The organism is Desulfotomaculum defluvii (assembly GCF_054657375.1).
Window position 1 is genome coordinate 230,733 of record NZ_BAAHYV010000008.1, and the last position, 13,071, is coordinate 243,803.

The 13,071-nt window shown below is 42.6% G+C and carries 12 protein-coding genes; all 12 read left to right on the forward strand.

The window, feature by feature from the left end; genetic code table 11:
- The first annotated feature begins 117 nt into the window (after nucleotides 1-117).
- Nucleotides 118-1,494, forward strand: coding sequence for a UDP-N-acetylmuramoyl-tripeptide--D-alanyl-D-alanine ligase (locus ACYQ03_RS16505; RefSeq protein WP_459911056.1), 1,377 nt, complete (start codon nucleotides 118-120; stop codon nucleotides 1,492-1,494).
- A gap of 60 nt (nucleotides 1,495-1,554) precedes the next feature.
- Nucleotides 1,555-2,559 carry a phospho-N-acetylmuramoyl-pentapeptide-transferase gene (gene mraY / locus ACYQ03_RS16510; RefSeq protein ID WP_459911057.1) on the forward strand — a complete coding sequence of 335 codons (1,005 nt, stop codon included), beginning with the start codon at nucleotides 1,555-1,557 and terminating at the stop codon, nucleotides 2,557-2,559.
- Nucleotides 2,560-2,619: 60 nt separating this feature from the next.
- Nucleotides 2,620-3,984 carry a UDP-N-acetylmuramoyl-L-alanine--D-glutamate ligase gene (murD, locus tag ACYQ03_RS16515; protein WP_459911058.1) on the forward strand — a complete coding sequence of 455 codons (1,365 nt, stop codon included), beginning with the start codon at nucleotides 2,620-2,622 and terminating at the stop codon, nucleotides 3,982-3,984.
- Nucleotides 3,985-4,019: 35 nt separating this feature from the next.
- Entirely contained in the window at nucleotides 4,020-5,123 is a 1,104-nt protein-coding gene (gene spoVE, locus ACYQ03_RS16520; protein WP_459911059.1) for a stage V sporulation protein E, read from the forward strand.
- Between the two features lie 107 nt (nucleotides 5,124-5,230).
- The gene (gene murG, locus ACYQ03_RS16525) at nucleotides 5,231-6,349 is read left to right on the forward strand and encodes an undecaprenyldiphospho-muramoylpentapeptide beta-N-acetylglucosaminyltransferase (RefSeq protein ID WP_459911060.1); all 1,119 of its coding nucleotides are present in this window, start codon (nucleotides 5,231-5,233) and stop codon (nucleotides 6,347-6,349) included.
- Between the two features lie 409 nt (nucleotides 6,350-6,758).
- On the forward strand, nucleotides 6,759-8,141 hold the full coding sequence (gene murC, locus ACYQ03_RS16530; protein WP_459911422.1) for a UDP-N-acetylmuramate--L-alanine ligase: 1,383 nt from the start codon (nucleotides 6,759-6,761) through the stop codon (nucleotides 8,139-8,141).
- Between the two features lie 2 nt (nucleotides 8,142-8,143).
- Nucleotides 8,144-9,055, forward strand: coding sequence for a UDP-N-acetylmuramate dehydrogenase (gene murB / locus ACYQ03_RS16535; protein WP_459911061.1), 912 nt, complete (start codon nucleotides 8,144-8,146; stop codon nucleotides 9,053-9,055).
- A gap of 15 nt (nucleotides 9,056-9,070) precedes the next feature.
- Nucleotides 9,071-10,324 carry a UDP-N-acetylglucosamine 1-carboxyvinyltransferase gene (gene murA, locus ACYQ03_RS16540; RefSeq protein WP_459911062.1) on the forward strand — a complete coding sequence of 418 codons (1,254 nt, stop codon included), beginning with the start codon at nucleotides 9,071-9,073 and terminating at the stop codon, nucleotides 10,322-10,324.
- Between the two features lie 93 nt (nucleotides 10,325-10,417).
- On the forward strand, nucleotides 10,418-11,173 hold the full coding sequence (locus ACYQ03_RS16545) for a cell division protein FtsQ/DivIB (protein ID WP_459911063.1): 756 nt from the start codon (nucleotides 10,418-10,420) through the stop codon (nucleotides 11,171-11,173).
- The gene (locus tag ACYQ03_RS16550; RefSeq protein ID WP_459911064.1) at nucleotides 11,170-11,871 is read left to right on the forward strand and encodes a DUF881 domain-containing protein; all 702 of its coding nucleotides are present in this window, start codon (nucleotides 11,170-11,172) and stop codon (nucleotides 11,869-11,871) included. The genes ACYQ03_RS16545 and ACYQ03_RS16550 overlap by 4 nt, the downstream gene beginning before the upstream one ends.
- Nucleotides 11,872-11,878: 7 nt before the next feature.
- Entirely contained in the window at nucleotides 11,879-12,583 is a 705-nt protein-coding gene (locus ACYQ03_RS16555; RefSeq protein WP_459911065.1) for a DUF881 domain-containing protein, read from the forward strand.
- A 2-nt stretch (nucleotides 12,584-12,585) separates the two neighbouring features.
- Nucleotides 12,586-12,927, forward strand: a complete 342-nt coding sequence (locus ACYQ03_RS16560; RefSeq protein WP_459911066.1) for a small basic family protein — start codon at nucleotides 12,586-12,588, stop codon at nucleotides 12,925-12,927.
- Nucleotides 12,928-13,071: the final 144 nt, after the last annotated feature.

The following is a 13,071-nucleotide window of genomic DNA, read 5'->3' on the forward strand; positions in this document are numbered from 1 at the left end:
AACGATAGCACCCCCCGCTGATGCAATATCCCTATACGTCCCTTGTATTTTCATCAGTAGTTTGTGACTGAGGGTCATGGGGGTTAACATGAATAAACCAATGTCGGAGGTACTAATATGCTGACTTATACGGTGAGAGAGATTGCTGAAGTCACCGGTGGGACTCTGTTGCAGGGGAATCCGGCAACGGTGATAAGGGGTGCCACTACCGATAGTCGTAAGGCAAAGAACGGTGAAATATTTATAGCCCTACGGGGTCAGCGGGTGGATGGCCATGATTATGTGTCAAAGGCTATCGAGCAGGGTGCCAGTGCTTTGCTTATTTCCAATAATAAAGTCGGTATTGACTCACAAATTCCGCTAGTGCTAGTAAAAGATACGCTGCAGGCGCTGCAACAGTTGGCTAGCCATAACCGTGCCAGACTTAGTATACCTGTGGTGGCTGTTACTGGAAGTAATGGAAAAACCTCTACCAAGGATATGATCGCTGCGGTACTCAATACTCGCTATAAAACTCTAAAGACCGAGGGGAATTTCAATAATGAACTGGGTCTTCCTTTAACGCTGCTAAACCTTAATGAAACTCACCAAGCTGCGGTGGTTGAAATGGGCATGCGGGGACGAGGGGAAATCGATTTTTTAGCCCAATTGGCTAGACCAACTGGTGCTGTGATTACGAATATTGGCGAGTCCCATATGGAGCTGTTAGGTTCAGTTCAAAACATTGCTTTGGCTAAGACAGAAGTGCTGGCCCATATCGGCGACCAGGGCTTTGCCATTTTAAATGCAGACAGTCCTTACCTGAGGGATTTGGCCCAAGGTAGCAAGGGGAAAGTTTGGCTCTATTCCCTTGAACAGGCAGTGGAGCTTCAAGCTTCCAACCTGAAGCCAGAAGGTGCTGGAGTTCTCTATACTATTACCTATCCAGGTGGTTCAGGAGAAATATACTTGCCTGTACCGGGTAGTCATAATGTAATGAATAGCTTAGCTGCCGTTGGCGTAGGATTACAGTTAGGGCTAAGTTTTGCAGAGATAGCCCAAGGCTTAGCAGGATTATCCCTTACTCATTCAAGGCTAGAAATACTAAGGAGTAATGGTCTCACCGTCATTAATGATACCTATAACGCTAACCCATCTTCAACAAAGGCGGCACTTAGGGTTTTGGAAGAGACTGCCAGAGGTCGTAAAATTGCCGTATTAGGAAATATGTATGAGTTGGGCAACATGGAGCAATCGGGTCACTTGGAAGTGGGTAAAGCGGCGGCTGATATCCCGGTAGACTTTATGATTACAGTGGGTAATCTGGCTCAATGGATTGCCAGAGGCAGTTTGGCTGGAGGGTTGACCCAGGAAAGGGTTTATCAGTGTGCAGATAACTCTGGGGCGGTGGAAGTACTGCAAAGCCTTAAGAACCCTGGAGATACCATACTAGTGAAGGGATCCAGGGGTATGCATATGGAAGAAATAGTAAAAATACTAATAGGAGAAAATTAAAAAGGTAGAGTGGGAGGGTGTGACATCCCCCCCTTGCCTCACATAAGGAAGGGGAGCAAAATGGATTATATTGTGGTCTGGCAGGCTGCCGGGATCAGTTTGTTGGTTACCCTGCTGCTGGGGCCCATTACAATCCCCCTGCTGAAAAGGCTTAAATTTGGTCAAACTATTCGAGCGGAGGGACCCTCTGCCCATATGGCCAAAACAGGTACCCCTACAATGGGCGGTATTATGTTTTTAATTGGCATAGCAATTTCAGGGGTGTTACTACTAAAAAGTAATATTCCTGGCCGGGCTGAGGGGTTAGTGGTTTTAGCGGTTACCCTAGGGTACGGACTTATCGGCTTTCTGGATGACTTTATTAAAGTTGTGTTAAAACGAAACCTTGGCTTAAAGGCTCGAGAAAAAATATTAGGGCAATTAATCTTTGCTACAATTTTGTCAGTAGTTGCGGTGTTTCAACTTGGCCGAGGGACGGACTACACCATTCCCTACTCATCTGGTATCAGCTTTGATCCTGGTTGGTGGCCATTCTTTATCCTTACATTAATTGTGCTGTTAGGTACCAGTAATGGAGTAAACTTAACAGATGGATTAGATGGCCTTGCTTCAGGAGCTACGGTATTTACTGCCGCAGCCTTTGCTATTTTAGCCTTGGTTACGGGAAAGATTGGTACAGCCATTGTAATGGCTGCTGTTGTGGGTGGCTGTGTGGGTTTTTTATTTTATAACCGCCATCCAGCTAAGGTTTTTATGGGGGATACTGGTTCTCTTGCCCTAGGAGGTGCCCTGGGGGCAGCAGCCGTGGTCACGCGTAATGAGCTACTATTAGTAGTCATTGGTGGGCTTTATGTACTGGAAACCTTATCTGTCATTATCCAGGTAATCTCATTTAAAACCACTGGCAGACGTGTTTTTCGTATGAGTCCCCTGCACCACCACTTTGAACTATCTGGATGGTCTGAGAAAAAAGTTGTACGGAACTTCTGGATATTAAGTTTTCTATTTTCCCTTGTGGGTCTATTAGGTTCCCAGGATGTATGGAAATGGTTTTCTAATTGGTAGTGAAAGAGTAAACTTTAATAAAAGTAATTAATTAATGAAGTGTATAAAGGGGTATGAATTGTGGACTTAACAGATAAACGAATATTAGTAGTTGGAGCTGGAGTTAGCGGTCAGGCGGTATGTAAATTCTTAATCACTAAACAAGCCAAGGTAACCCTCACAGATACAAGATCCCGTGAGCAAATTGGGCAGGTGACGGAAGAACTCTCTAAGCTGGGAGTTACACTAATTTTAGAAAAATATCCCCAGGTACAGAAAGATCAATTCGATCTATTAGTAATGAGTCCTGGGGTCCCCCTAACGGTCTTACCGGTGGTCCAGGCCAAAGAAGCAGGCATTACGATTATTGGGGAGTTAGAACTGGCTTATAGATTTGCTAAGGCACCCATCGTGGCCATCACTGGTACAAATGGTAAAACCACCACCACATCACTGATTGGTCAATTGTTCAGGGATGCAAACTTTAAAACCTTGGTGGCGGGTAATATTGGACTGCCTTTGATCAGTGAAATTGAAAACTATACTGCTGAAGATATTGTAGTGGCTGAGGTTTCTAGTTTTCAATTGGAAACCACCAAAAAATTTGCTCCCAGGGTGGCAGTAATTTTGAATGTCACACCAGACCATCTGGACCGTCATGGCTCAATGGAGGAATATATAAAGGCAAAATCAATGATATATATGCATCAAAGTACCTCGGACTATCTAGTATTAAATTATGATGACCCCACATTGCGAGAATTGGCAAAGGACTGTCCTTCACAGGTAATATTTTTCAGTCGTCGGCATATCTTAGATAAAGGATGTTTTGTACAGGATAACCAAATAGTGGTAAATGGGGACGGGGGTTTCGAAAAGGTAACAGAGATCAATTCACTCCGCATACCCGGTGCCCATAATCTAGAAAATGCCCTGGCTGCCACTGCAGCGGCCTATGCCATGGGGGTTAGTGCTACAAATATTGCGAATACTCTTCGTGATTTTACCGGTGTTGCTCACCGACTAGAACTAGTAACAACTATTAATGGTGTGGATTATGTTAATGACTCAAAGGGAACAAACCCAGACGCTGCCATTAAAGCCTTAGAGTCCTATGATGTTCCCATTATCCTGATTGCCGGTGGAAAAAATAAGGGTGTTTCTTTTACTGACTTTGCCAAAAAGATCAAGGAAAGGGTACGGGTTTTAATTACCCTAGGTGTTCATGGTTATCAGATTGAGGAAGCAGCTAGGGAACAAGGTTTTAGCCAAATTTATGCCGTGGAAAATTATACCCAGGCAGTTAAGTTGGCCAGACAGCATGCAAAACCCGGGGAAGTGGTACTATTATCACCTGCCTGCACCAGCTGGGATATGTTTAGAAACTTTGAAGAACGGGGCGATTTGTTTAAAAAACTTGTGTTAGGAATGCAAGAAAAGGAATAAATTCATTGCTAGTTTATGGTGAGGGGGTAAAGTAGATGCGTTTAAAGAAGAGACCACCGGATTTTCTGCTTTTTCTGACAGTGCTCATGTTATTGTCCGTGGGACTTGTTATGGTCTTTTCTTCCAGTGAATATGTTACCATGGTACGCTATGGGGACAGTTTCTATTTCTTTAAACGGCAGCTATTATGGGCACTATTGGGTCTGATTGTCATGTTTTTTATGATGCATTTTGATTACTATCGTTTAAAACGCTGGATAGGACCCATCGTTTGTTTAGGGTTTCTTCTTTTATTAGCTGTCCTGCTTCCTGGCATTGGACAGGTGGTAAACGGGTCACGACGTTGGATTAATCTTGGCTTTATGGCCTTCTCACCGGCAGAATTGGTAAAAATATGCTTAATTATGTTTGTTGCCTTTGGTCTTTCCAAAAGGGGAGAAAAAATTAAGAACTTTAAAGACGGATTGCTCCCATATTTGATAGTCATGGGTGTTGCTGCTTTAATGATTTTGATGCAGCCAGACCTGGGAACAACCATTGTATTATGCGGGACTATTTTTATTATGTTCTTTGCTGCCGGAGCAAAACTATCTCATCTAGGAGGGTTAATGGGGCTAGGCGGCTTAGGGGTTTGTGCAGCTATTTATTTAGAACCTTATCGTATGCAACGTTTCCTAGCCTTTTTAGATCCTGAAAAAGACCCCCAAGGTACCGGCTATCATATCATCCAGTCTCTTTATGCCTTAGGATCAGGTGGTTTGTTTGGTATGGGACTGGGACAAAGCAAACAAAAGTTTCTGTATCTCCCAGAAAACCACACAGACTTTATTTTTGCCATATTGGGAGAAGAATTAGGTTTTATCGGTGCATCCCTTGTTGTCTTGCTGTTTATTATGTTTGTTTGGCGAGGACTTAAAATTGCAGTGACTTCACCGGATCCCTTTGGCAGTTTGTTGGCAGCGGGAATAACCAGCGGGATCGCCTTACAAGCCTTTATAAATATGGGTGTAGTTACAGGATCTATGCCGGTAACTGGGGTGCCTCTGCCATTTATTAGCTATGGAGGTACATCTCTACTTTTTACGCTCATGGGAATAGGAATTATTTTAAATATCTCCAAATATACAACGCCAAGGTGAGATTAGTCGTTAGCTATTAGTCGTTAGCTATTAGCTTTAGGAATAAAAGGGCTAAAAGCTAAAAGCTAACGGCTAATAGCTAAAATGCTAAAAAGAGGTGAAGATTATTGCGTGCCATTCTGACCGGAGGCGGTACTGGTGGTCACATTTATCCTGCTTTGGCCATTGCCAGAGGAATCCAAAATTATTTTTCAGAAGCGGAAATACTCTATGTAGGAACAAATCGCGGTCTTGAGGCTGATATTGTGCCCAAGGCCAATTTCCCTTTTCGGGCGATTACGGTTTCTGGACTACAAAGAAAAGTTTCCTTGGAAAATTTTAGAGTTCTTTGGCGGGCCTATCAGGGCTACCGAGAGGCTTCTTCCATCATTAATGATTTTCAACCAGATGTGGTAATTGGCACCGGGGGGTATGTTTGTGGCCCTGTGGTAATGGCTGCTGCTCGCAAGGGCATTCCCACTCTTATTCATGAGCAGAATGCTCTACCGGGTATTACTAACCGAATTTTAGCTCGATTTGTAGATCAGGTAACGGTTACCTTTGAGGATTCTCTTCAATATTTTGGTACTAAACCTAAGATTACCCTAACTGGCCTACCAGTCCGTCCGGAGATATTGCAGGCTGAAAGACAGGGTGCTTTAAATACCTTTGGCTTTAAAAATGATCGACTAACCATTTTGGTTTTCGGTGGTAGTCGGGGTGCTCGTAAAATAAACCAGGCAATGGTAGAGACCATTAAAAAATATGGTCAGGATCATCGTATTCAAATTCTGCATGCTACAGGTCAAGTGGGTTATGAGGAATTTATTCAGGAATTAACAAACAGTGGTATTGATGTGGAACAATATGGAAATATTATCATCAAACCTTATTTGTATAATATGCATGAAGCATTGGCCGCAGCCGATCTGATTGTCAGTCGCTCAGGGGCAGCAACCTTGGCAGAAATTACGATTCTTGGGCTACCTTCGATACTTATTCCTTATCCCTTCGCTTCTGAGAATCACCAGGAACATAATGCGCGGGCTCTGGTAGACCGAGGTGCGGCAGTACTGATCAAAGATTCAGAACTTGATGGTTTAAGGCTTGTAAGAACTATTGAGGATATTATTCAAGACAAAGAAAAATTAAAAAATATGGCACAGGCCAGTAGAAAGTTGGGCCGCCCTGAAGCACTTAATGATATTATAAAATGCGTGGAAAAAATTTTGCCGCGGCACCAATAGATAAGCCGGGGCAGTCTTTTATTACTATTACTGGCTGTGACATCAATACAATATGGCCATGGGCCATGTGCTGTGGGCCATGAGCCTAAAGCCCCCTAAGTAAAACATGCACAAAAGCCCAAGGCCCATGGCTCAGGGCACAAGGCCTTATCTCAGCCTATGATAGAGCTAATGGCTAAAGGCTAATCAATAAATTTACGTAGGAAATACACATCTGTTAAATTTTTGCATAGAAACAGGACAAGCCTGAGAAGTCTTAGCAGGGACGGGTTAGTAACACCTCCCGGAGAAACTGCATAATATGGCTTACAGAAACGCTCCTCAAGGGCTGAGTAACCTTTTTTATTTCCAGGAAAGAGTCAATGAAAAATCTGTGGGAGCAGTCTTGTTTCGGAAAGGAGTGAAGCAATTGCAGGGAGAACAAAAGAAAATTCATTTTATAGGGATCGGCGGAGCTGGCATGAGTGGTATTGCTACGGTGTTGCTAGGAATGGGCAAATATCAGGTGTCAGGTTCAGATATTAAGCATTCTGCGGTTATTAACCGTTTGGAGGCGCTGGGAGCTAAATGCAGTATTGGTCATACTGCCGGAAATATACACAAAGATATAGACACTGTGGTTTTTTCTACCGCCATATCTTCAACCAACCCGGAAGTGATAGAGACGAAAAAACTAGGTATCCCCCTTGTCAGAAGGGGTGAAATGCTGGCTATATTAATGAGGGAAAAGAAAGGCATAGCGGTGGCAGGTGCCCATGGAAAAACAACCACCACATCAATGGTAGCCTTAGTTTTAGAGGAAAACGATCTGGATCCTACCATAGTAATTGGAGGTGACTTGAGTAACATTGGTGGGAATGCCAAACTGGGCGGAGGAGAATACTTAGTAGCGGAAGCTGATGAGAGCGATGGGTCCTTTTTGTTATTGGATCCAAGTATAGCTGTTGTCACTAACATTGAAGATGATCACTTAGACTATTATGGCTCTAAGGAAAATATTGTAAAGGCCTTTAGGCAATTTTTAGGGCAAGTTCCGATCGAAGGAATGGTGGTTGTTTGTTTGGATGACCCCATACTAAAAGAGATTGTAACGGATTTGTCTTGTCAAATTGTAACCTATGGCTCATTAGGTTCAGGGGCTGATTATCAAGTAGAAGTTTTGTCAACTGAGAACGGGATAAATAAGGGAAGAGTTTATCTACAGGGAGAGAGTCTGGGCATCTTGGAGTTAATGGTGCCAGGCTACCATAATCTGTTAAATGCAATGGCTGCTGTGGCCGTCGGACGGTCATTTAACTTAGACTTTGAAAAGATAGCTGCTGCACTTAAGCAGTTTGAAGGAGCGAAAAGACGTTTTCAAGTAATTGGAGTAGTCAATGATATAAAGGTTGTAGATGATTATGCCCATCATCCCACAGAAATTAAGGCAACCCTGCAGGCAGCTAAAACTTCACACCCGGGAAGGATTGTTACAGTTTTTCAACCACACCGGTATACTCGAACTAGGCAATTATATAAAGAGTTTGGCCAATCTTTTACTGATGCCGATTTAATTATTTTAACTGATATTTATGCTGCCAGTGAACAGCCCATTGAAGGCGTTGATACAAAACTCATTATGGACGCTATCCCACCACGGGATGGGCAACAGGTTTTCTATTTACCTTCATTAAACGATGCAAAAAATTACTTAATAGCTAATGCTAATAGTGGTGATCTAGTATTAACAATGGGTGCGGGAGATGTTTGGACACTGGGAAGGGAACTGATAGAGAGACTGGGGGAAAAATAGACATGAACTATACTTCACTGGCAGGTGAACTTCAGTCACTGGTCCAAGGTAGTATCCGAACAAATGAACCTATGAAAAAGCACACCACCTGGAGAATAGGTGGAAACGCGGACATCTTTTTGGATCCCAGTGATAAGGAAGATATTCGTCAGGCGGTGGAGTTTGCTAGGGAGAGGTCCATTCCTTTTACCGTCATCGGTAACGGTTCTAATCTTTTAATAAAAGACGGTGGGATTAGGGGCTTAGTGATCAAAATTGGGCGGGGTATGGCAACCTATTCTATAGAAGGAACCAGAATTAAGGCTGGAGCCGGTATGATATTACCCGAATTGGCAGCAGCAGCTTGTAAGAATAGTTTAGGTGGTTTTGAATTTGGAGCTGGTATCCCCGGTTCCTTAGGTGGTGCGGTTGTAATGAATGCCGGAGCTATGAATGGCTGTGTGGCAGATGTTTTGGTTTCTATTGAAGTTATAGACCATAACAATAAATTTACAGTTATCCCCAAGGGGGAACTGGGTTTTGCCTACCGCACGAGTAGCTTACAAAACCAGGGTCTTATTTGTGTAGAAACTCTTTGGCAGGGTCATGCCAAGGAGCGGCGACAAATAGAACAGGAAACTAAGGAATACCTTGCTAAACGGAGACTAGCCCAACCCCATGGTTACCCCAATGTGGGCAGTGTATTTAAAAATCCTGAGGGTGATCATGCGGGAAGGCTTATTGAAGCCTGCGGTGGTAAGGGACTACGTATCGGAGAAGCCGAAATATCGACTAAACATGCCAACTGGATCTTGAATATGGGCAATGCCACGGCTCAGGATGTTCTTACTTTAATTGAAACAATTAAAAAGATGGTACAGGAACGTTTTGGTGTATTACTGCATTTGGAAGTAAGAGTATTGGGAGAAGATTAGGCGAGGTGACAACAAATGGAGAAATTCGTGATTGTGGGGGGGAACCGCCTAAAGGGGAGTATTAAGGCCAATGGATCTAAAAATGCAACATTACCAATTCTTGCAGCAACTCTACTAACCGAAGGGGTGTGTACTGTTCATCAAGTACCTAGGTTGAGAGATGTTTTGGTTATGCAAGAACTTCTCACCTATCTTGGTGCAAAGGTAACCTTTGAAGGAAATACTATGACTGTGGATGGCTCAAAAGTGCAACCCCAGGAGATATCAGAGGATCTTATGAGGAAGATGAGGGCATCTAATCTGGTTTTAGGACCTCTACTGGGGCGGTTTGGCAATGTTAAGATATCTCATCCTGGAGGCTGTAACATTGGTTCCCGTCCCATGAATCTACACTTTAAGGGATTAAATGCCTTGGGAGCAACCATTATAGAGAAATTTGGATATATCTCTGCGGGTGCTAACCAGTTGACTGGAACAGTAATTCACTTCGATGTACCCAGTGTTGGTGCAACCGAAAATATGATGATGGCTGGGGTTTTGGCAGAAGGGACCACAGTGCTTAGAAATGCTGCCAAGGAGCCAGAAATTGTTGATTTACAGAACTTTCTCAATGCGATGGGGGCAAGAATTGTTGGTGCCGGAACAGATATTATTCGCATTGAAGGGGTGAAAGAATTAGGGTCAGTAACCCATACCGTCATCCCCGATCGTATTGAAGCGGGTACTCATATGATTGCCGGAGCCATTACCCAAGGAGATGTTACAGTAACCAATGTAATACCTGAACATCTGGATCCAGTGATCTATAAGTTAAAGGAAGCAGGCGTTCAGGTAGAGGTGGGAGACGATTGGGTGCGGGTTCAGGGTACTGGGCAACTCAAAGCAGTGGATATTAAAACAATGCCCTATCCCGGGTTTCCTACAGATATGCAGTCTCAAATGATGGCATTATTAAGTGTTGCAGAAGGAACCAGTGTAATTACCGAGACCATATTTGAAAATCGTTTTAAACATGTACCCGAATTTCGTAGAATGGGAGCAGATATATACCTAGAAGGTCATACGGCTGTGGTCAAAGGCGTAAAAAGATTAACCGGCGCCTGTGTGGAGGCTACAGACCTTAGGGCAGGGGCAGCCTTAATTTTGGCCGCATTAGCTGGTGAAGATGGTACAGTATTAAGTAATATTGCACATATTGATCGAGGATACGAAAGAATAGAAATAAAATATAATTCTCTAGGAGCCCGTATTATAAGAGTCAATAGTTAATGACTCTTTTTTTAGTTTTGCCTTGGACAAGTATCATACTCTTAGTTATAATGAATGTAAAAACAAGTGAAAAATAAAGCAAGGAGTGGCATTGTGTATCGACCTCGGTCAGGTACCCCTCATAAAAACAACCACTTGGTACAAAGTGTTTTTTTTATATTACTGGTTACTGTATCTATGTATGTATTACTTCAATCACCATTATTTGAAATTAAAACAATTGTTGTTAATGGTAACCGACAACTTAAGAAAGAAGATATTATTCGCTACTCTGGTCTGAACAAGGGCATGAATATTTTTAAGATCAACCTGACCACCAGTAAAGAAAGGTTGGAACTGGTGCCTTTTATTAAAGAAGTTGAGCTAAAACGTTCATTACCCAATAAAGTTATTATTGAGGTTAATGAGAGAATTGCAGTGGCCTTAATTCCAGTGGAAAACGGTTTTATTAAAGTAGATTCAGATGGGGTATACTTGCAAAGGGGTCAAATTGCCTCAGCTCTACCCATAATTACAGGACTAGATATTATTTTGCAAGGGCCTGGAAAGGTTATTAAGTCAGAATATCTACCTGTGGTTTTAAAAGTTCTCTCCCAATTACCTCGGTCAGTGATCATGAAACTATCTGAGCTTAATCTGAATAAGGCTGGGCAAATAACCATTTATACCGTTGACGGGATTCAGGGCAGAATGGGTTTAATAAAAGATATTGAATACAAGGGTATTGTTTTTCAACAGGTATTATCTACACTACAACAATCTAATAACGAAATACAATATATTGATCTATCAAACCCACGGGTACCTGTGGTAAAGTACCTAAAGGAGCCGCAGGAGGGTCGGCAATGAAGCTAAAAGAGTACCAATGGGGGCTTGTTGTGGTTGGTATTGTCCTTGGATTAATGCTAACGATACAATATCGCTCCTATAATGATATTAATGAAACACCTCCCATTGCAAGGGTACAGGCCCTTGCCAATGAAATTAAGGAGAAAAAAGAAGAACGTTTAGTCTTAGAAAAAAGAGTAAACGATTTAAGGGAAAAATTAGATAATAAAGCTACAAATGAATCGGTTACCATACGTTCTGAATTAGAGACCTACCGCATATTAGCAGGTATTAAAGCGGTCAGTGGCCCTGGAGTAGAAGTTACGCTCAATGATAGTGATGTACCGCTGGCTCCAGGTCAGGACCCAAACCTATATGTGCTGCATGATGAGGACGTATTAAAGGTTCTCAATGAATTAAAGGCTGCTGGGGCCGAAGCCATAGCTTTAAATGGGGTAAGGTTAACGGCTACCAGTGAGATACGGTGTATCGGTCCAACGATTCTTACTAATAAAAATAAAAGGTTGCCTGCACCATTTACTATTACAGCCATAGGAAACCCAAAAACTTTAGAAAACTCGCTCTTTATGAAGGGTGGCGTGGTGGACCAGCTTAGAATATGGGGCATTAAAGTAGATGTACGTAAAAAGGACAACCTAGAAATTGCAGAATATACAGGTTCAACCACCTTTGAGTATGCTAAGTCCATTCAAGAGTAGGTGGATTATGAAAAAAACATTGTATACCTCGATTCTTTTAGTCTCTCTGATTTTAGGTTTTATGGTTGCATTTCAGTTTAGAACTGCTGGTAGGGTAGATTCCGGGGTACCTATAGACCGGGTTCAACTTCTGACCACTGAGCTAAAACAATTAGATAAGGAATATAGCACGCTTTTGGCAGAGGCTTATGATTTAGAACAAAAACTTAGTAAGGCAGAAAAGGGTTTGCCTCAGGCTTCACAGGCTGTTCAGGAAGAATTAGAAAAGGTTCGCCAACTTGCAGGTCTGACTAAAATGCAGGGTTCGGGTGTCGAAGTTACCCTTGCCTCAATCAAGGGAGAAAATGAGATGGGAGAAAATCTTTTTACTGTTCGGGATGAAGACCTGCTGAGGGTTATTAATGAACTTAGAGCTGCCGGAGCCGAAGCTTTGGCCATTAATGGTCAGCGTATCGTATCTACCTCTGAGATCAGGCTTGCGGGTGCCTTTATCGATGTCAATCTTACCCGGATATCAGCTCCGTTTTCGATATTGGCCATTGGGTCTCCTGGTCAATTGGAGAGTGCTCTTATTATTAAGGGAGGATTGGTCGATACTATGGAAGACTGGGGTGTTTCCGTAATAGTAAAAAAGAAGGACAAAATAATTATTCCAGCTTTCACTCATCGGATTAATTTGGAATATGCCAAACCACTTAAGGAGGCAATCTAACCATGTGGACAGGTGTTTTATTGGCCGCGGCTGGATTAGCCATAGGTATTTTGGCTGGTTTAAACCTTCCGTTGGTATTACCCCAAGTCTATGCCCAGTATCTGGGCTTGGGTGTGTTAGCTGCGTTAGATTCGGTTTTTGGCGGTATTCGAGCTGCTTTAGAAGATCACTATGATAATCATATCTTTGTCACAGGTTTTTTCAGCAACATCCTTTTAGCAGCTGGTTTGGCATATATAGGAACGAAATTAGGTGTACCATTAAGTACTGCCGCTGTTGTGGCCTTCGGTGTACGTTTATTTCAAAATCTGGCCATAATAAGGCGACATCTATTAAAAAAATAAGTATTTTTATTAAATAAGGAAAGGGAATTTTTATTACATGTTGAACTTACAATTTAAGTAAACAGTTTTTTGCAGAGGAAAGTATTTAAAACTTTCCGCCTGTTTGAGGGTAAACTAAGGCCGACGTACCCCTTAGGGTGGATG

Excerpts from the sequence above, each read along its gene's own strand:
- ACYQ03_RS16505 (WP_459911056.1), top strand. The coding sequence starts at position 118 with ATGCTGACTTATACGGTGAGAGAGATTGCTGAAGTCACCGGTGGGACT.
- mraY (WP_459911057.1), top strand. The coding sequence starts at position 1,555 with ATGGATTATATTGTGGTCTGGCAGGCTGCCGGGATCAGTTTGTTGGTT.
- spoVE (WP_459911059.1), top strand. The coding sequence starts at position 4,020 with ATGCGTTTAAAGAAGAGACCACCGGATTTTCTGCTTTTTCTGACAGTG.
- murB (WP_459911061.1), top strand. The coding sequence starts at position 8,144 with ATGAACTATACTTCACTGGCAGGTGAACTTCAGTCACTGGTCCAAGGT.
- murA (WP_459911062.1), top strand. The coding sequence starts at position 9,071 with ATGGAGAAATTCGTGATTGTGGGGGGGAACCGCCTAAAGGGGAGTATT.
- ACYQ03_RS16550 (WP_459911064.1), top strand. The coding sequence starts at position 11,170 with ATGAAGCTAAAAGAGTACCAATGGGGGCTTGTTGTGGTTGGTATTGTC.
- ACYQ03_RS16555 (WP_459911065.1), top strand. The coding sequence starts at position 11,879 with ATGAAAAAAACATTGTATACCTCGATTCTTTTAGTCTCTCTGATTTTA.
- ACYQ03_RS16560 (WP_459911066.1), top strand. The coding sequence starts at position 12,586 with ATGTGGACAGGTGTTTTATTGGCCGCGGCTGGATTAGCCATAGGTATT.